This window comes from Novacetimonas hansenii, from assembly GCF_014843995.1.
In the GTDB taxonomy this organism is placed as follows: domain Bacteria; phylum Pseudomonadota; class Alphaproteobacteria; order Acetobacterales; family Acetobacteraceae; genus Novacetimonas; species Novacetimonas hansenii.
Genome location: NZ_CP062147.1, coordinates 1,953,903 through 1,973,135, shown reverse-complemented (window position 1 = coordinate 1,973,135; position 19,233 = coordinate 1,953,903). Strand labels below are relative to the sequence as shown.

Annotated in this window: 13 protein-coding genes and 1 pseudogene; 9 read left to right on the top strand and 5 right to left on the bottom strand. The window is 56.6% G+C overall.

What is annotated here, in order from left to right; translation table 11 throughout:
• The first annotated feature begins 432 nt into the window (after nt 1-432).
• The 3 genes from IFJ82_RS08570 (at nt 433) to IFJ82_RS08560 (ending at nt 7,233) form a co-directional block, all read left to right on the top strand.
• The gene (locus IFJ82_RS08570) at nt 433-2,970 is read left to right on the top strand and encodes a TonB-dependent receptor (RefSeq protein ID WP_175576258.1); all 2,538 of its coding nucleotides are present in this window, start codon (nt 433-435) and stop codon (nt 2,968-2,970) included.
• A 61-nt stretch (nt 2,971-3,031) separates the two neighbouring features.
• Nucleotides 3,032-5,251, top strand: a complete 2,220-nt coding sequence (locus IFJ82_RS08565) for an alpha-N-acetylglucosaminidase (protein WP_225578595.1) — start codon at nt 3,032-3,034, stop codon at nt 5,249-5,251.
• Between the two features lie 191 nt (nt 5,252-5,442).
• Nucleotides 5,443-7,233: an alpha-galactosidase gene (locus tag IFJ82_RS08560; RefSeq protein ID WP_192263830.1), complete on the top strand. Its 1,791-nt coding sequence runs from the start codon at nt 5,443-5,445 to the stop codon at nt 7,231-7,233.
• A gap of 88 nt (nt 7,234-7,321) precedes the next feature.
• Here IFJ82_RS08560 and IFJ82_RS08555 read toward each other — a convergent pair whose 3' ends face one another.
• Genes IFJ82_RS08555 through IFJ82_RS08545 form a run of 3 tightly spaced genes read right to left on the bottom strand, consistent with a single transcriptional unit; the run spans nt 7,322 to nt 10,524 of the window.
• On the bottom strand, nt 7,322-8,146 hold the full coding sequence (locus IFJ82_RS08555; protein ID WP_192263828.1) for an ABC transporter permease: 825 nt from the start codon (nt 8,144-8,146) through the stop codon (nt 7,322-7,324).
• 15 nt (nt 8,147-8,161) lie between these two features.
• On the bottom strand, nt 8,162-9,082 hold the full coding sequence (locus tag IFJ82_RS08550; RefSeq protein ID WP_003619803.1) for an ABC transporter permease: 921 nt from the start codon (nt 9,080-9,082) through the stop codon (nt 8,162-8,164).
• On the bottom strand, nt 9,079-10,524 hold the full coding sequence (locus tag IFJ82_RS08545) for an ABC transporter substrate-binding protein (protein ID WP_192263826.1): 1,446 nt from the start codon (nt 10,522-10,524) through the stop codon (nt 9,079-9,081). The genes IFJ82_RS08550 and IFJ82_RS08545 overlap by 4 nt, the downstream gene beginning before the upstream one ends.
• A 243-nt stretch (nt 10,525-10,767) precedes the next feature.
• Here IFJ82_RS08545 and IFJ82_RS08540 point away from each other — a divergent pair, with 243 nt between their 5' ends.
• Genes IFJ82_RS08540 through IFJ82_RS08520 form a run of 5 tightly spaced genes read left to right on the top strand, consistent with a single transcriptional unit; the run spans nt 10,768 to nt 16,085 of the window.
• Nucleotides 10,768-11,889, top strand: coding sequence for an ROK family transcriptional regulator (locus IFJ82_RS08540; RefSeq protein ID WP_192263823.1), 1,122 nt, complete (start codon nt 10,768-10,770; stop codon nt 11,887-11,889).
• 17 nt (nt 11,890-11,906) lie between these two features.
• Nucleotides 11,907-13,346, top strand: coding sequence for a M81 family metallopeptidase (locus IFJ82_RS08535; RefSeq protein ID WP_192263820.1), 1,440 nt, complete (start codon nt 11,907-11,909; stop codon nt 13,344-13,346).
• A gap of 3 nt (nt 13,347-13,349) precedes the next feature.
• The gene (locus IFJ82_RS08530; protein WP_062808798.1) at nt 13,350-14,384 is read left to right on the top strand and encodes an ABC transporter ATP-binding protein; all 1,035 of its coding nucleotides are present in this window, start codon (nt 13,350-13,352) and stop codon (nt 14,382-14,384) included.
• Nucleotides 14,381-15,370, top strand: coding sequence for an ABC transporter ATP-binding protein (locus IFJ82_RS08525; RefSeq protein ID WP_192263817.1), 990 nt, complete (start codon nt 14,381-14,383; stop codon nt 15,368-15,370). Before IFJ82_RS08530 ends, IFJ82_RS08525 begins: the two co-directional genes overlap by 4 nt.
• Nucleotides 15,357-16,085 (top strand): copper homeostasis protein CutC, encoded by a 729-nt coding sequence (locus IFJ82_RS08520; RefSeq protein WP_192263814.1) that lies wholly within the window; start codon nt 15,357-15,359, stop codon nt 16,083-16,085. Before IFJ82_RS08525 ends, IFJ82_RS08520 begins: the two co-directional genes overlap by 14 nt.
• 13 nt (nt 16,086-16,098) lie before the next feature.
• Here IFJ82_RS08520 and IFJ82_RS08515 read toward each other — a convergent pair whose 3' ends face one another.
• The gene (locus IFJ82_RS08515; protein WP_192263811.1) at nt 16,099-16,458 is read right to left on the bottom strand and encodes a transposase; all 360 of its coding nucleotides are present in this window, start codon (nt 16,456-16,458) and stop codon (nt 16,099-16,101) included.
• Between IFJ82_RS08515 and IFJ82_RS15985 the strand changes: the two are divergent.
• Nucleotides 16,445-16,548 (top strand): annotated as a pseudogene (locus tag IFJ82_RS15985) (IS481 family transposase); the annotation flags it as partial. The gene IFJ82_RS08515 and the pseudogene IFJ82_RS15985 overlap by 14 nt on opposite strands.
• A gap of 39 nt (nt 16,549-16,587) precedes the next feature.
• Here IFJ82_RS15985 and IFJ82_RS08510 read toward each other — a convergent pair.
• Nucleotides 16,588-18,903 carry a TonB-dependent receptor family protein gene (locus tag IFJ82_RS08510; protein WP_225578594.1) on the bottom strand — a complete coding sequence of 772 codons (2,316 nt, stop codon included), beginning with the start codon at nt 18,901-18,903 and terminating at the stop codon, nt 16,588-16,590.
• Nucleotides 18,904-19,233: the final 330 nt, after the last annotated feature.

Here is a 19,233-nt window from a genome sequence, read left to right as displayed (position 1 = left end):
GAAAATGATTGATTTGGTCAGATTCGATATGATCCCGCGCAAAATAGCGAGAGGAATCCACGCACCCTATCGAATCATGCCATGGAAACGGCATAAAAAATCATGAACAATCATATTTATGATCTTATTATGCTATAACATGATAGGGTGAGCCAATGTGCGTTACGGGCATGTATCAAGATATAATTACTAACTTTATGATATAAATATAAGTTTTTTGTAAAAACAAACTTTTTCTATACTGGATACTGTCCGTTTTCCGGTGATTTCCCATAGTGTGAGAAAAGTCACACTTGACAGTTTTTTGCGCATCAAGCTGCGGATAACGACCAAAATGATCGTTTCACGCAAAATATATCTTGAAATGTGCGCGTTTATGACGCCACAAATCTTTATGAAAACGGAATGAAATCACAGATGGCATCGCTATCCATGATTCCAGTTCGCGGATTTACGTTGTCGTCCCATAATGAAACGGTGGAGAAGAAGGTGTTGAACCCAAGCAGGAAGACCCTGATTCTATGTTGCACAACCTTTATCGCGCTTGATGCGGGCGCATTGCTGTCCAAGGCCATGGCGCAAACCGTCAGCGTGCATACGACGCATCACACAAGGGCGGCCCCGACGACCACACATGCCGCGACCCAGCCAAAAGCCAAGGGCGCGTCGTCCACAGCCGCCACCACGGCCACCCCCTCAGGCGTACAGGCCAGCGGCAAGGCCGAGGTCCTGACCGTCCATGCACGTGGGATCAGTTCGGCCACCGGGGTGACGAACACGACGCCGGGCGGCGGCCTGATGGCTGTGCAGACGGCCGCCCGTTCCCAAAGTGGCATGACACGCGACTATATCGCCAAACAGAGCCCTGCCGTTTCACCGGGCGTCATGCTCTCGGCCATGCCGGGTGTCGTCGGGGGGGCATCTGACCCTTATGGTGGTTCAACCCATGATGGCCTGACCGTGCGTGGCCTGACACAGGGGGAAATCGGCTTTGTCATGCAGGGAATCCCGCTTGGCGATCCGGTCAATCCCAATATTTTCAGCGCTGATATGGTGGATAATGAAAATCTGTCATCGGTCACACTGACACAGGGCAGCAGCGATATCTCCGCCCCTTTCTACAGCGCGGTTGGCGGCCAGGTTAAGATGGATACCGTAAACCCGAGTTCGCGTTTCGGTGGCCTTGTTGATCTCAGCTATGGCAACAACAACATGCGTCGCGAATTCCTGCGGCTTGATTCCGGGGAGCTTGGCCATACCGGCATCCGTGCCTTTGTATCCTATTCCAACAACCGTTATGATCAGTGGCGTGGTCCCGGCAATGTCGATCGTAACCACATTGATTTCAAGGCCGTAAAGGAATGGGGGAACGACAACAGTATCACCGCCAACTTTGGCTGGAATCACCAGACAGCGCAGGCGCTGCGTTATCCCACCATGGCGCAGTACGAACAGTATGGTAACAACTATAACTGGGATCGCAGCTATACCCCGGGCGATACGAGCTATCATAAGTTCCACACAACGCAGCGCGTCGATACGCTGGGAAGCCTCCAGCTTCACCTCAATCTGCATCATGGGCTGACGCTTAATGTCACGCCTTATTACATCTCGGATGCCGGGATGTATAATGGTGGTGAAAACCTCCATGCAACGGGAAGCTACCTGGGCAGCCAGGCACTGGGTACGCTCGACCTGCCTTATGCCACCAATGGCACGACCACCGCCATGAGCTTCGACCATGAATTCGAATCAACCGGCGGCATTACGACGCAGCTTTCATGGAAAAAAGGGAACAATACACTCAGCGTAGGTGACTGGTACGCCTACCTGCAGCATTCCGAACTTGAATCCTTCACCGCAGCAAATTACCAGGGCGGCGTCAGCAATTCGTTCGGAAATGACCCCATTCGCGTCAATGGCCAGATCCTGACTGGCTATAATATCAACTTCAAGCAGCAGACCAATGCGCTGTTCATCAATGACCGCTATGCCGCCCTGCATGGGAAACTGATCCTTGAGGCCGGTTTCCGCGAGGTCATGATCAGCCGTACCGCGACCAACGACATCCCCGGCGAAAACATGCAGGACCAGAGTGGGGGGCCATACCTGAACGGCGGCAATTATGCCGAGCCGCTGCCCCAGTTTTCGGCGACCTATTTCATCTCTCCGCATGACCAGATCTATATCAACGGCACGACATCATTCCGTGCGCCTGGGTCGGAAGAAATCTATGTTGACCTGTGGGATCCGAACGGCGGTGGAGTCCCGACCATGCAGCGTCAGAAAAATCCCAAGTCCGAATTCGCCATTGGTGAAGAAATTGGTTATCGACACAAGGGATTTGTCAATTTCTCACTTGCGGCGTTCAACTACAACCTTGTTCATCACCAGGTCAATTCGTCAAACTATATCGGCACCGAACTCGTGACGCAGCCAATCGACATGGGGGGGGAAACCATCCGTGGTTTCCAGGCGGAATTCGCCCTGCGTCCATGGCATCATTTCAGCCCGTATGTCGCGTTCCAGTACCTGCACACAACCATCGACAGCAATTTCAAGGAAGGGAATGTCTATCTGCCGACCGCTGGCAAGACCATGGTCATGAGCCCGACCGAAAGTGGCTCGGCTGGTGTGAACTATGATAACGGCCACTTCTTCGGCAACCTGTTCGTCAGTTGGGCCGGCCGTCAGTATTCGACCTTCATGAATGACCAGTCGCTGCCAGCCTATGCCGTGGGCAACATTACCGCAGGTTATCGTTTCGGCAACTTCTCCTACCTGCATCATCCGCAGATCCAGATCAACGTGACCAATTTCGCCAATGCGCATTATCTGTCAGGTGTTTACGGATATACCGCCAATGCGCATGCCGTGAATGTGGGGGGCACCACTGTCAACGGCAGTGCCCCGACATACTTTGTCGGTGCGACCCCTGCCGTCATCTGCTCGGTCACAACAGGGTTCTGAAGACATGAATGATCAGCTTCATAAAGGCCCCGTTCGCGGGGCCTCACATAAAAAACGCCTCATGCAGGGACGTGCGAAATGGCTGCGCGTGGCGGGGGGCGTCATGATTGCGGGGGGCCTCCTCGCCAGTGGCGGGAGGGCACGCGCGGATGACATACAGGCGGCACGTGACGTCGTCGCCCGTTTATTGCCCGCCCATGCCGGGCAGGTCACACTTACGCTGCGTCCCGCATCGGGGACAACGGCTGAATATTACCGCATATCGGGCCATAAGGGGGATATCCATGTCACGGCATCAAGTGACAGCGCCCTCCTGTTCGGGCTGAACTGGTATCTGAAATACGTGGCGCATGCGGGCATCTCGCCCAACGGCATCACCCCTCCCGCGATGGCGCAGCTTCCAGCACCTGGCCACCCGATCGAGGGTGAGGCGACGTTCCCGTACCGTTATGCCCTGAATGAAAACACGGACGGGTATACCTCGCCTTACTGGAACTGGGAACGCTGGCAGCACGAACTCGACATCTATGCGATGAACGGGTTGAATACGCTCCTGATCGAACGGGGAACGGATGCGGTCCTGTATCGCACGTTCATGCGCCTGGGTTACAAGGACGAACAGGTACGGTCCTGGCTAAGCATGCCTGCCCATATCAACTGGCAGTTGATGGCGAACATGTGCTGTTATGGTGGTCCTGTCCCACGCGAACTGATTGAAAAACGCGCTGTATCCGCCCAGCAGATCATTGGACGTATGCGCGAACTGGGCATGCGTCCTGTCCTGCCGGGTTTCTATGGCATGGTTCCGGATGATTTCGGCAAACGTTTCCCACAGGCCCATGTGATCGGGCAGGGGGAATGGAACAGGTTCCGCCGTCCAGCATGGCTGGACCCGCGTGATCCGATGTTCGCCAAGGTTGCCGCCATTTATTATGACGAGCAGAAAAAACTCTTCGGCGATGCGCCTGTCTATGACATCCAGCCGTTTCAGGAAGGCGGCACCCCTGGGGATGTACCGCTTGCCGATGCGGGGCAGGGAATACAAAAAGCACTGGATACCGCACATCCGGGTGCGATGTGGATGTTGATGGCATGGTATGAGGAACCCGATGCACGGATGCTGGCCGGTGTGGACCGCAAGCGCCTGTTCATCGTTGACCTTGAGCAGAACACCCGTGTGCGGGAAAACCGCGATGCGGATTTCCAGGGTGCGCCCTTCCTGTATGGTGGTTTGTGGGATTTTGGCGGACGGACATCGCTGGGTGGATCATCGTATGATTATGGCGTACGCCTGCCCGGACTGTGGCGTACACAGAAAAATATGATCGGAACGGCGGTCTTCCCCGAAGGGATGGACAATAACCCGTATATTTTCGACCTGTTTACAGAAGCCGCATGGCGGCGTGACGGCGTGGATACCACGCAATGGACGCGTGATTATGCCGACCGGCGTTACGGGCAGCCGGGGGATGTGCATGCACGCAAGGCATGGGATCTGCTGTTGCGCAGTGCATTTTCGTATCGTGCCACCGGGATTCAGGATTTTGGTGAGGCCAGTGCAGCGCCGGATTCCCTGTTCAATGCACAGCCTTCGCTTGATACCCATTCGGCGGCATGGAACGGCATGAAGGTGCTGCCTTATGACCCGCATCTGGTAGAAGCCGCCATGGCAGAACTGCTTCAGGCATCGGATGCCACCCGCGCGACGGAGGCCTATCGCTATGACCTGGTTGATGTCACACGTCAGGCCGTTGCGAATCAGGCACGTGCCATGCTGCCCCAGATCGGGGATGCCTTCGCCGCCAGGGATCGGGCAAAGCTGCATGCATTGACCACCCGCTGGCTGGAACTGATGGACCGCCAGGACAGCCTGCTGGCGACGAACACATTCTTTCGTGTCGGCACGTGGCTGTCATGGCCGCAGGCATGGAGTGACGATCCGGCGCAGCGCAAGCTGATGGATTATGACGCACGCGTCATCCTGACCAACTGGGGTGGCCGGACCGCAAGCCAGGTCGGGCACCTGCGCGATTACGCCAACAAGGACTGGGCGGGCCTGACAAAGGATTATTATCGCGTACGGTGGCAGCTTTTCTTTGACAGCCTTGAGACATCGCTTGCGACAGGGCGACCGCCACGTGAAATCGACTGGTACAAGGTGGGCGAAGAATGGTGCCATAACGGCCGCGTCTATTCCCCCACACCCGAAGGCGACAGTTACACGGTTGCGCGGGACATCCATGACTATCTGACACAAGGGAATATGGCCCCTTCCAAATAAGACCACACTCCCATGCCGCGTCACTGGCCCATGGCCGCTGACGTGGCCCATACACAAAAACAGTCCCTGTCGGCATGACCGACGCCATGCCGACAGGGCATCCGGGAAAGGATCGCCAGGGAATGCAACACTGTCTGAAGCCCTTGCAACGTCTGGAACGGGGGAGGCTCCTTGGTATTGGCCTTCTTTGCATGACGGCACTCGTTGCGCCCCATGCCGTGCGGGCGGATACACTTGCGGCTAATACGTCCACCCCGCTTTCACCCCTGCCGCCCATGGGGTTCAATAACTGGGCGCGCTTCATGTGCGTTCCACAGGCACCGCTCGACGGGCAGGACCGGTCGCATTACAGCTTTCAGGATTTCATGACCGATCAGGGGCGCGCCCTTGTTTCCAGTGGCCTTGCAAAAGCAGGCTATAAGACGGTGGTGGTTGATGACTGCTGGATGGAACGCGACCATGACGGACAGCTTTACGGTGCTTCTCACTGGTCTTCCCCGCGTCATGGCGGCAGCACCCAGCCCGGATTCGCACGTGATCTGTCGCCTTATGTTGCGGAACTGCATCGAATGGGCCTGCTGGCGGGGGTTTATAACACCTCTGGCGCCCTGACATGTGAACGTGTTCCCTCTGGCGAAGCCGGGCATCAGGAAGCTGACGCCAAGAAATTCGTCGGATGGGGGGTCGATTTCCTCAAGCTTGATAACTGTGGCGCACCGGAAACCAGCCTGGAAGGGTTGTTCGGACAGATGGGCCACGCATTGGGGGATGCAACGCGGGAGTCCACGCGCAAGATCCTGTTTGATGAATCCGAGCCTGCAGAATTCGGGCCAACCGACCCCCTGAAATATCAGTCCATGGAATGGGTACGCGGATTGGGACAGATGTGGCGCGTGGCCCCTGATGTCGCCACCACCCGCCTTGATGCACAGGGGCATCCAATGGATGACCCGTGGGTCGTGCATGATCCCGCACGTGCAAGCCTTGATGGTGTGTATCAGGCATATACCGATACCGTTGCCCTGTCGCGTTATGTCGGCCCGGGCAACTGGAACGATGCGGATCAGCTCCTGCTTGGGGACAATGGCCTGACAACGGCCGAGGAACGCAGCCAGATGGGTTTGTGGTCCATCATGGGGGCACCCCTTGTACTGAGTGCCGACGTCCGGCAGATGGCGCACACTCCCAATGATCCGCATTTCGCACAATCACTCTCCATCCTCAACAACCCGCGTGTAATCGCGATTGACCAAGATCCACTGGGGGCGGGGGGATACAGTGTACTGCGTGATAATCCGTCCGATGACAGCGGCACGGATATCGCGCTAAAGCCACTTGCGGATGGCGGTTTTGCCTTCCTCGTCCTGAACAAGAATGCACAACCGGCGGATTACGCGCTGCCGATGTCACGATTGGGGGTGGAAGCACGACATTGCGGGTTGACCCTGACCAATGTCTGGACGGGGGATATTTCCCACGTTCGTGCGGATACAACGCTGCAACTGCACATCGACGGACATGACAACGCCATGTTCCGTGTGGCGCCTGCAGCCTGCGCTGCGCTGAAGCCGGTGGGACAGATCACAACGGTGCAGGCGTCGTTCGGGCGTGCGCCCCTGTGCCTTGACGCAACAAAGGGAAGCCGCGTCATGACGGCCAATTGCTCCGCCAGTCCTGCGCAGCAATGGGTCATGCCCCCCACCAGCGCCGAAGGTCCGATCCATAATGCGGCCTTCGCTGGTAAGTGTCTTGAACTTGATACGACGACTGGTCTGGTTCAGATGGCGGCCTGCCATTCGGGACGGGCGGAACAGACATTCCGTTATCACCTGAACGGAACACTGACGGCAGGGGGCGCCTGCCTTGATGTGGCAGGGGCTGCCGTGACCGCCCCGGGTGAACGGATCATGACCGCGCGCTGCATCGATTGGCGGGTATCGGAAATCTTTTCCGCCCCGCATCATGGTTCCCCGCCTCAATAAGGCGGGGATGGGCATGGGGCAATTGCGCCATGCCCGTTTCCTCAAATCCTGAAAGCTGTCTTATTCACCTGTGGTCATGCAAGGGGCTTTATTTTTCCATGACCTTACGGACACCTTCGCCCAGCAGGTTGAACCCCAGCACCGCGATCGTGATTGCAAGACCGGGAAATAGCGACGGCAGGATGTCGATCCCCAGATAATTGCGGCCATCACTCATCATCGCGCCCCATTCCGGCGTGGCAGGCGCAACCCCCAGCCCAAGGAATGACAGGCTGGACGCGGTCAGGATCACCGATCCGGCCGTCAGTGTGGATTGCACCAGGATCGGTCCAAGCGCATTGCGCATGATATGGACATACAGGATACGCCATGTTCCCGCACCCAGCGTGCGGGCGGCTTCCACATATTCCGTGCGTTGCAGCGTATGTGTCAGGTTCTGGGCCAGGCGTGCATAAACCGGAATGGAAAAAAGTGAAATCGCCAGAAGCATATTGATAAATCCTGACCCCAGAAGGCTGAGGATCAGCAGGGCCAGTACAATCCCGGGAAAAGCAAAGACGATATCCACGACCCACATGATCGCCTGTTCCACATATCCCCCCACCAGACCGGCCAGCATACCCGCAAGCGTCCCGGCAACACAGGAGACAAGGACACTGATGCAGACCTCGGCAAGGGAGTAGCGTGTGCCATAGACGATACGGCTGAAGACATCGCGCCCGAATGCGTCCGTGCCGAAGGGATGTCCCCACGACATGGGCTGGAACGTGGCGTACAGATCCTGCGACAATGGATCGGCCGGACTGATGAGCGGGGCGACAAGCGCACCCATCACCAGAAATGTCGTCAGAACCATCCCCACCAGCAAGGAGAGTGGCAGGCGTGAGGCAAGGGCGCGAAAGGGAACAGTCATGACGATATCTCTCCTTCAGATGCGCCGTGCCTTGGGATCAATCCGCGAAATAAGGATATCCGCCGCAAGATTGACCAGTATGACCGACAGCACCGCAACCAGTGTCACGCCCTCGATCACGGGATAGTCGCGCCAGCGCACGGCCTCGATCATCAGGTGGCCAAGGCCGGGCCAACCAAACACAGTTTCAGTGACAACCGCGCCACCAATGACACTGCCAAGGTTCATGCCAATGACGGTAATGACTGGCGGCAGGGCATTGGGCAGGGCATGGCGCAGACACAACTGCATAAGGCCGACGCCTTTTGCCCGGGCGGTGCGGATATAATCCCGCGACAGCACGGCAATCATGCTGGCACGCGTCATGCGACCAATCAGCGCCATGGGCATCAGCGCCAGGGTCAGCGACGGCATCAGCAGGCTGGACCATGAATGCGCACCCATCAGGGGCAGCAGGCCAAGGCGAACGGAAAAGAGTTCCATCAGCAAAAGCGCAAACCAGAAATTGGGTACCGACGCCAGCACGATCGTAATCCCCATGAAGATCCTGTCCCACACCCCATCCTGAAACATCGCGGCGGCAAGCCCACCGGGAATGCCAAAACACAGGGCAAGGGCATAGGCGCTTAGCCCCAATAGCAATGTATAGGGAAAATGGCTGGCGATTTCGCGTCCCACCGGCTGACGTGATTCAATGGATACACCCAGGTCGCCAGCAAGCGCCCCACGCATGAACCCGCCATATTGCTGCATGACCGGCCGGTCCAGCCCAAGACTGTGGTGAACCGCATCAACTGCGTCCTGCGTTGCGGCAGGACCGGCCAGCATGCGTGCAGGATCTCCGGGCAGATGACGGACCGCAACAAACACCGCAAACGATACCACCAGCATGACAACAGGCAGCATAAGCATTTTGTTGATGATACGTGCATTCATGAATGCGGCTGCCGGTTACGGGTGACATGCGTAATGTCCAGCGCCCCGTCCGGACGCACAACCAGCCCGGTTATATCGGCACGCATGCCCACAAGCGTATCGCGGGTATAGATCAGCACCGCAGGTGCATCATGCATGATCATCTTCTGCACCCTTGCATAGATATCCTTTCGGATATCTTCAGATGTTTCGACTGCTCCCTGATTAATCAGGGTATCCACGTCCGGGTTATGGAAAAAGCCGAGATTGGCCCCTGCGGGCGCAGCCGACGCACTGTAAAACAGGGGGCGTAGCTGCATGTCGGGAATAAATCCTGATGACCAGGACGCAAGCACCCCATCAAGTTGCAGCGCCTCCTTCTGCATTGGGTCCGCAAAGGCTTCGGACGCATAGACGCCTCCTTCAAGCCGTGAAATCCTGAGTTTTATACCAGATTTTTTCCACATATCCTGCAAGGCTTCGGCAATCGGTTCATCCATGTCCTGAACCGCAAGGTTGAATGTCATGCCAGCAGCCAGCCCCGCATCTGACAGAAGGGTCCGGGCGCGTTGCGGATCATATTGCGGATCAGGGGCGTAGCTTACGAAATAGGGGGAAACCGGTTGCAGCGGGGATCGCGCGGGCCGCCCCCTGTCGCGCAGCAGGGCATGGACAAGCGCATGTCGGTCGGTTGCGTAATTCAGCGCCTGACGGATACGTATGTCAGACCCCGACCGCCGGTCCATGTTGATGGCAATCCAGTATAATGGCCCGTTACGATCATCATAAATGACAAAGCGGGGATCGCCCTGCATCTGCTGGGCATAAAGGGCAGGAAGATTACTGACGATATCGCTGTCACCGGTATGCAGCGACATATCCATAACTGATGGTTCAGCAGACCACAGCCAGCGTACATTGGTGATATCTGATTGTATCCCCCAGTAATCCGGGTTGCGTGATTGCATGACATATTCAGAACTTTTCCACTCCACAAACCGGAAAGGCCCCGTTCCGTCCGCCTGCCGCGACAGTGATGTCCCCGCGAAAGGCGACGTCACATAGGCCTGGCTGAAGGACAGTAGCAGCAGGAAATCGGGGTAGGGACGGCGCAGGTGAAACCGTACCGTCATGTCATCATCGGTGGTCGTCACCGTATCCACCACGGCCATGAAACGGCTGCTTCCGGCAAGGGGGGCTGTCCGATCCAGCAGGCGGCGGAAACTGCGCATAACGGCATCCGCTGTCATGGGATGTCCATCATGAAACCGTACATTGCGACGCAGGACAAAATCCCATGTCGTACCCTGCGGGTCATGGGTCCATGCCGTTGCCAGCAGGGGATGGATCGTGCCATCCGCATCGGAACGCACCAGCCCTTCATACATCGCGGTCAGGATGGAGGATGTATCGGTCGCCACCTGGTCCGCCGGGTCCATGCTGCGTGGGGGTTCGGGCTGCATCACGCTCAGGCACCGCGAGGCGTCCACCGCAGGCGATGCATGGGCCGAAGACGCACATAACATACCGATACACGCAAAAAAGGTCATGCGGGACAGGGGCGGGCGGTACTGACATTTCATCTATCGGCCACGATCACCAGTTTGTTTCGATCTGTTCTGACTTATATCACATAAAAAACTTACTTGACGAATGAAAGATCAATCAATGATATAAATTGATCTTTATCCGGAATGGAGGGGCATGTGTCCTGCCGGTCGCATGTGCAACTGCTACGCCTGATCAACCAGTTCGGCCCCCTGAGCCGCGCTGAGCTGATCCGTATTTCCGGGCTGAGCAAAGGCGCGGTTTCCATGGTGACAGCAGACCTGCTGGCGCATGGGCTGATTGAAACACGCGATACCGTACATGGTGGGGGGCGACCGTCGATACGACTGGGGATCGCGGCGGACAGCGCATTTTTCGTCGGGATATCGCTGGCGGACCGTCCTGTCATGGTGTTGGGCGACCTGCATGGGACGATACTGGATCGGCAGGATATCGACCTGCCGGACAGGGTGGAGGATATCGGCCCGCATGTCCGCCGCCTGATTGCCCGGATCGCACCGGAGGGTTCGCTCCATGCACAACGCATGCGTGGCATCGGGCTGGCGGTTTCGGGGCTTGTGGATGAACAGGGCGGCATATGCGTGCGTTCCACCCTGACGGGATGGGAAAATGCGCCTGTTGGCCCGCTGATAACGCAGGCCTGCGGGTTGCCTGCGTATGTCGAAAATGACGCCAATGCCCTTACCGTTGCGCAATACAGGTTCGGACCCATGCGGGAAGCCGCATCCTTCAGCCTTATTTCCGTCGGGCAGGGGATCGGGTGTGGTCACATGTTTGGCGGCGAACTGTTTCGTGGCTTCCGGGGCGGGGCAGGCGAAATCGCCCACGCCACGGCGGAACCGAGCGGGCTGCCGTGCCTGTGTGGGAAAACAGGCTGCCTCGATACCGTTGCCTCTCTGACGGCCATTGCCCATCTTGCCACGCGGGCGGGGCTGCCGGGGGATCTGGACCAGCTTGAACAGCTTGCGGCGCAGGGCAATCTTGGTGCGGTCGAATTGCTGCATCGCGCGGGCAGCGCACTGGGCCTGATGATCGCACAGATGGTGCAGATCATGGACCCGCAGCATGTACTGGTTGCACGCCAGGGCGGTGAACTGACGGGATTGTTCGGACGTGCAATGCGCCAGGCCGCAGAAGGCAACATCCTGCCGCAGCTTGCACCCCGGCCAGAGATCATGACCTGCGATGTCATGGCTGACTCATGGGCGTTCGGCGCAGCCAGCGTCGCGGCCGACCGGTCATTGTTCCACGAATTCTAAACAAAAGGGAAAAGGGTATGCGTATTGCCGTGGGTGGCATTCATATCGAATGCAGCACTTATAATCCGGTTCCAACCCGGATGGAGGATTTTCGGGTGATGCGTGGCGATGAGCTGTTGCAGGCACCTTATTTTGCATTTTTGGCCGATTATCCGGCGCAATTCGTGCCAACCCTGCATGCCCGCGCCATTCCCGGCGGCCCCGTCACGGCAGAGACCTATCGGGCTCTGCGCGACGAATTCCTTGACCGCTTGCGTGCGGCCGGGCCGCTGGACGGTGTGTACCTGTCCATGCATGGCGCGATGTATGTTCAGGGTATGGAAGATGCCGAAGGTGACTGGATCTGCGCAACCCGCGCCGTGGTAGGTAACGACGTACCAATTTCCGTCAGTTATGACCTGCATGGCAATGTGACACAGCGCATCATCGACGCGATCGACATGTTTTCGACCTATCGCACCGCACCGCATATCGACGTTCAGGAAACGATGCGCCGGGCGGTGACGATGCTGGTGCGCAGCCTGACGCAGGGGGTACGACCGCATGTCGTATGGGCACCGGTTCCAGTCGTGCTGCCCGGCGAAAAAACCAGTACCGAGGACGAACCCGCCCGCAGCCTGTATGCACGCCTGCCTGAAATCGACGGACGTGAAGGCATCTGGGATGCCTCCCTCATGGTGGGATATGTATGGGCGGACGAACCGCGTGCAACGGCTGCCTCGGTCATGACGGGAACAGATGCCGCAGCATTGCAGAGCGCGGCCATAGAAATGGCGACGGCATATTGGGACGCGCGCACGCAGTTCCAGTTCGGCTGCTGGACCGGGAATATCGGACAGACCCTCGAGCAGGCGTTTCAGGTCACCAGTGGCCCGGTTATTGTGGCGGATTCAGGTGATAACCCCACCGGTGGTGGCGTGGGGGACCGTGTCGACGTGCTGCGCGCGCTGATTGCATGCGGGGCGCAGGACGTCATTGTCGCGGGAATTGCCGATCCACGGGCCACACGCACCGCCCGTGCCGCCGGGGTGGGGGCACAGGTTACGCTGCTGATTGGGGGCGCCCTGGACACTGCGGGGACGACCCCGGTCGAAGTGACAGGCGAAGTCCGTTTCGTAATTGATGATCCGAACGAGCGTGAATGCCAGGCGGTCATCGCCGTTGGCGGGATACAGGTGGTCGTGGCAGGACGGCGCAGGCCCTATCATAACATCGCCGATTTCACGGCACTGGGGCTTGACCCGCATGGCGCACGGATTGTCGTGGTGAAATCCGGCTATCTTTCGCCGGAACTTGCCCCGATTGCCAATCCGGCGCTGATGGCGTTGTCGCCCGGGGCAGTGGACCAGCATGTCACACGCCTTGTGCGGGCACACAAGGCCCGGCCGACATTCCCGTTCGACACGTCCTTTGCCTGGCTACCGCATGTCTATTCCTCGGCCCGAAAGGGAGGCTGACATATGACGGTGTCACGTCCTGTCCTTTCGGTCGAAGGGCTGCATATTCATTTCCATACCCGACGTGGCACTGTCCATGCCGTGGATGACGTGACATTCGACATCAACCCTGGCGAGATTGTGGCCCTGGTAGGGGAGTCCGGTTCGGGAAAAAGCGTCACCAGCCTGTCGATGATGGGGCTTTTGCCACGTATCGGACGCATCGCAGGGGGACGATTGCTGTTTCAGCCCGCCGGACAGGATATCGTGGATCTGGCCACCGCGCCGGAAAAGGCATTGCGCAAAGTCCGGGGCGGCGGGATCGGGATGATCTTTCAGGAACCGATGACCTCGCTCAATCCGGCGATGACGGTTGGTGAACAGATTGCCGAGGCCCTTGTGTTACATGGACAGGCAAATAACCATGCCGCCATGGCGCGTGCGGCGGACCTGCTGGCGGCAGTTGGTATCGCCAACCCGCATGCACGGGTGCGCAGCTACCCGCACCAGATGTCGGGGGGCATGCGCCAGCGTGTCATGATCGCCATTGCCATCGCCTGTCGTCCCGCACTGCTGATCGCGGATGAACCAACCACGGCACTTGATGTTACAACGCAGGCGCAGATTCTCGATATCCTGAAACAATTGCGCCATGATACCGGTATGGCCGTGCTGTTCATCACGCACAACCTGTCACTGGTGGAGGCATTCGCGGACCGGGTCATGGTAATGTATGCGGGACAGGTGGTCGAATATGGGCGTGCGGCCGATGTGATGGAGGCACCGCGCCATCCATATGCCCGCGCGCTTCTGGACTGCCTGCCGGTGCGTCATCTTGATGCACGGGAAGGCGCGACATTGCCTGAACTCCCCACAATCCGCGGGCATCCTCCCGACCTGGCCCATCGACCAGCAGGCTGCGCCTTTGCCACGCGCTGTGACATGGTGCGGGATGCCTGTCGTGCCGGTCATCCCGACCTGCAGATGGTCAATGCGGTCCGTGGTCATGCCACACGTTGCATCGCATGGCCGGAGATGGAAGGAGGCACCGACATATGAGCGGCCAGCCATTACTGTCGGTTCGTGACCTGAGCGTGGAATTTAGCGCATCGCGCGGCCTGTTAGGCCGCAGCCTGCGAAATGTTCAGGCATTGGACAAAGTGTCGTTTGATATTCATGCAGGCGAAATCGTCGGTATCCTTGGTGAATCCGGTTCTGGCAAAACGACGGTTGGTCGCTGCATGGTCCGCCTGCAAACCCCTACGGCAGGGCATATCAGTTTCGAGGGACGTAATATCAACTCATTGTCCCGCACGGATCTGGACTGGTACCGTCGTCAGGTGCAGATGATTTTCCAGGACCCGGCCGCCAGCCTTAACCCACGCCTGCGGGTGCGTGACATCGTTGCAGAAGGGCTGGAAATCCACAGGATCGGCACACGTGAAAGCCGGCAGCAGACAGTCATTGACCTGCTGGCGTCCGTTGGGCTGGGCAGGGATGCGCTGATGCGGTTCGCACATGAATTTTCCGGTGGTCAACGGCAGCGCATAGGCATCGCCCGGGCCATGGCGGTCAGGCCACGCCTGATTGTCGCGGATGAACCTGTTTCCGCCCTTGATGTGTCGGTGCAGGCCAAGGTCATTAACCTGTTGCGTGAATTGCGCGGACGGCTGGGCCTTGCGATGGCATTCATATCGCATGACCTGCCAACCGTCATGTTCCTGTGTGATCGCGTCGTGATCATGTATCTGGGACGCATCATGGAAATCGCCCCGATACAGGCCTTCCGTACCACGCCCTTTCACCCCTATTCGCGCACCCTTGTGACCCTGGCGCCGGGTCTCGGGTCACCAGAGGCGGGTGCTATGCTGACAACCACCGAACAGCCCGCGCCAGCACCGGACCTGCACTATGGCTGTGCGTTCCGTACCCGCTGTTCCCACGCCATGGCGTCCTGCGCCACGGTGGTCCCCCCATTGAACGAAGTCGCACCGGGACGATGGGTTGCCTGCTTGCGACCGGAGATATTTCATGACGCGTGTTGAAATCTGTGTGGAGACCCCGCAGGGCATTGCCGCGGCCAATGCGGCCGGGGCAGACCGGATCGAGCTCTGCGCCTCGCTTGAGGTGGGGGGACTGACACCAAGCGCCGGACTGATGCGTCAGGCGGCACGCGGGGATGTCGCGACACTGGCCATGATCCGTCCGCGGTCCGGGTCCTTTATATTCGATGATGATGAAGCTGCCGTCATGGTCGATGACATCCGCACCGCCCGTGAGTGCGGCCTGAAGGGGGTCGTGCTTGGGGCGATCCGGCCTGATGGCAATCTGGATCATGATCTGCTGTTGCACCTGTCCGGGCATTGCGCGGGAATGGAACGAACGTTGCATCGTGTTTTTGATCTGGTGCGTGACCCTGCGGCCGAACTGGAATTCGCGATCAAGGCGGGATTCACCCGTATCCTTACATCGGGTCAACGCCCCACCGCACCGCAGGGACAGGAATGCCTGGCCTTGCTGCATGCACAGGCGGCGGGACGTATCGCCATTCTTGCCGGTAGCGGTGTGAACGCAGGCAATGTTGGCGCGTTGATCCGTGCCACGGGGGTGCGTGAAGTCCATGCGTCATGCCGGAAGCCTGCATCTTCTTCTGCGACTGAGGGAGGAGAATTCGGATTTGGCCCCATGCCTGGCCAGACAGACCTGGCCGCTATTCGTGCCCTGATAAATGCAGCACAGAGCGTGCCATCACAGGATTAGGACCGATCGACATTCATGCCATCCAGATCATGGCTGTGGCGAGGTGAACAAAGCCAAGGAAATGGATGGTGCGTCGATCATCTCGGGTAGCAAAGCGTCTGAAGTGCTTGAGGCGGTTGAAGCAGTGCTCGATACGATTACGCAGTTTGTAAGCTCTGGTATCATACGGGATGATAATCTTGCGGGTGCGATTGCAGGGAATGACAGCTTCTGCGCCCATCTGAGCGACAGGAACACGTAATGCATTGCTGTCATAGGCTTTGTCGGCCATAACGGCCGCCTCTTCCTGACCTGCAGGCAGAGCCTGTGCCTGGGTGACATCGCCAACCTGCCCAGTTGTAACAACGAAGCCAAGACACGTGCGCTGTTTCACTTCCTATGAATTCATTTACCAGTCGTGGTAAAAAAATCATCACGGTTCATACATAATCCGCACCATCAAATCCCGGAATCAAACATCTAATATCAAAATATGTCATTACTTTCCTGAATTTATTATTTGTCAATTAAATCCAATAGACACACCACCAAAAATGCCAAATCCATCTCCTGATAGCATGGCGGCCGGCTGCTGCCCGTTGGTGGTAGAATAAACAGGTACCACGCCGGTAGCATAATGTTTATTGGCCAAGTTATGTAAGCTCAGGAACACCTGCCTGTGTTTGTTAGGCCAAAGATAACCGATATCAAAGTTGTAGATGTGATAAGGCGCGGCTTTATACTGGTTATCATATGATGCCAGAACCGAAGAGGATACTTCCACATCGAAAGATGTATAAAAACCGTTTTTCATATCAAGGTGGAGTTCTCCCTGATAAAAATGACGCGGAATGCCAGGAATGTAGTTATGCCCCCATGTTGAATCATGGTTAAAACGAAAACTTTGGAATGTGTATGCCTGGCGAAGTGAAATGATGTTACCTTGCCATTTGTACAATGTTGAATGAAAAGATGTCTCAACCCCCTGATGCGTAGTGGCCGATGCATTACCATAGGTTGCGTTGTTATAAAGTTCAGATAGTGGGGTCATGACGGATAATAGTTCGTTATGTACGGCTGAATGATAGTAGCTGACACTCCATTCGGTACCTTTGAAATGCCCATTAGTACCAAATTCAAATGTTGTTGCTGTTTGTGGCTTGAGATTGACCCAACCGGATGTAAGTCCTTTGGCTATACCAGATGTATAAACCGCGCCGGAAAGATATTGCCAGTCCTGCGGTGATTGTACGCTGCGCGTCACATTGCCATAAATTTCAACATTGGGAGTAATGACATAGCGAAATCCAGCTCGGGGCGCGAAATACAGGGCATTCTGACTGAAGGAACTGGTCTGGGGGTAGGTCTGCGATCCAGAACGTGGCGTGTAACTTAAAGCTCCAGCAGCCGTGAGCCAGAAATTATGAAAGATCTCTGTATTGTTGCGTACATGAAGAACAGTATCGCTGCCGCCAAGATGTGATCGGGTCACAAGCGTACCAATGGCATAATCGGGATAGGCTGATTTCACGCGTACCCGGTTGTCAATGGTTGCCGTCAGGTCATGTGACGTATAAATCCCAATATCTGTATCGCTGTTATGACCTAGCAGGTTGTCATGCCGTGTATAGTCAACCATACCGGTGGCATAGTCAATGTCGTACAATGAAGACGTGCTCCCTAGTTCGTGGTTCATGGGGGCATTCAAATAGGCAAACCCCACCACGAGTTTTGACTGATCGTCTATATGGATGGTCGTGCGATCAGCGACGAAAGTGGTGCCTGGTTCAATGGTCTGGGTGCCCAATCCGGCATAACCGGTCTGTACCTGTTTCGGGTTCTCACGGATCTGGTCGCGCGTCAGGTAGAAAGGATTGCCTTCCGATGTCTGTCGGTACCGGACAAACAGGCGCGTATCGACCCTGTCGTTAAATTTGTATCCATAATTAAAATTCACACCAAAATTCGTGCTCTTTGTATTGTCCTGATAGCCCGCACGATAAGAATTGGTGACACTGATATAATAATCAGACTTACCAATAACCGATCCTGAACTCAATTGTTCCTTTACATAACCGAAGCTGCCTGCTTCCACACGTGCCTGGTAACGCTGAGAGTTATATCCGGTCTGGGTGACGTAATTGATTGCACCCCCTAATTGCGTTGAACCGAAATCCATCCCATTGCCGCCACGCAGGATTTCCGTATAGCGAATGCCCAGTGGTTCCTGAAGTTCATTGACCGTGCCTATGGGCGTCGTAAGCGGAATATCATCAAACAGGAACATGATACCCGAGCGCGTTGCGTTCAGGCCTGTCTGGATGCCAGAACCGCGAATGGAAATGCGCAGGTCATCCGATCCGCAGGGGGCTTGGGCGAAGACACCGGCCTGATACTTGAATGCATCCGCATTGGTGGCGTTACGTCCCTTCAGCACGGTGGCCGCATCAATGACGCTGGTGCCACCGGGGATGGTTTTTAGGTACACCTCCGCCTGATGTGTTGCCGCACTGTGATGGTGCACGGCGATATGTTCGACCGTGCTGGCATTCAGCCCGCTGCTGGCCGCATGTTCATCATGATGGCCGACGGCATCATGGCCACCTGCGGCATGATGGGGTGGGCTATGGTGGGGAATACGATGCGGAGTGATGTCGTCTGACGAGATGGATGCGGCCGCAATGGCGTGATGGGAAGCAACCAGAACACCGAACAGACTGCTGGCGAGGGCAAAGGTCAGTCTGTTTGAAGCCTCTGCGACAGGGCCTTGGTCGCTGTAAGGCAGAGGACGGAGGCGGGGCGGGACAGTTGGGGGAAGTGATAATTCACTTTTTATCATTGTGGTTCTCTATTCTGGCCGCGAGGAATGCACTAATCTGTTAGCAGGCAAAAATGACTTTTCATACAGTGTTATGCCCCCAAACCAGATAAAATACGTAATATATGTAATAAAATAAAATATGATCATATATGATAGTGAATTGTAGGCAGACTCATACAGCTATCCAGACTGGACATCTCTGAAATTCAAAAATAATATCTTTTGTTATCAAATAGATAATAAGAAAAGCAATGCAGGGTCATGTCGTGATTGACACTTGCCATGCTTACACCGAAAATTAAGAATATACTTCTCTTAACGGCGAATGGCCGCATATCCGGCGGGACA

Bases quoted from the DNA above. Each gene is read 5' to 3' on its own strand.
- IFJ82_RS08535 (WP_192263820.1), top strand. From the start codon at position 11,907: ATGCGTATTGCCGTGGGTGGCATTCATATCGAATGCAGCACTTATAAT.
- IFJ82_RS08555 (WP_192263828.1), bottom strand. From the start codon at position 8,146: ATGACTGTTCCCTTTCGCGCCCTTGCCTCACGCCTGCCACTCTCCTTG.
- IFJ82_RS08570 (WP_175576258.1), top strand. From the start codon at position 433: ATGATTCCAGTTCGCGGATTTACGTTGTCGTCCCATAATGAAACGGTG.
- IFJ82_RS08545 (WP_192263826.1), bottom strand. From the start codon at position 10,524: ATGCAGCCCGAACCCCCACGCAGCATGGACCCGGCGGACCAGGTGGCG.
- IFJ82_RS08550 (WP_003619803.1), bottom strand. From the start codon at position 9,082: ATGAATGCACGTATCATCAACAAAATGCTTATGCTGCCTGTTGTCATG.
- IFJ82_RS08560 (WP_192263830.1), top strand. From the start codon at position 5,443: ATGACGGCACTCGTTGCGCCCCATGCCGTGCGGGCGGATACACTTGCG.
- IFJ82_RS08565 (WP_225578595.1), top strand. From the start codon at position 3,032: ATGCAGGGACGTGCGAAATGGCTGCGCGTGGCGGGGGGCGTCATGATT.
- IFJ82_RS08520 (WP_192263814.1), top strand. From the start codon at position 15,357: ATGACGCGTGTTGAAATCTGTGTGGAGACCCCGCAGGGCATTGCCGCG.
- IFJ82_RS08510 (WP_225578594.1), bottom strand. From the start codon at position 18,903: ATGATAAAAAGTGAATTATCACTTCCCCCAACTGTCCCGCCCCGCCTC.
- IFJ82_RS08530 (WP_062808798.1), top strand. From the start codon at position 13,350: ATGACGGTGTCACGTCCTGTCCTTTCGGTCGAAGGGCTGCATATTCAT.
- IFJ82_RS08525 (WP_192263817.1), top strand. From the start codon at position 14,381: ATGAGCGGCCAGCCATTACTGTCGGTTCGTGACCTGAGCGTGGAATTT.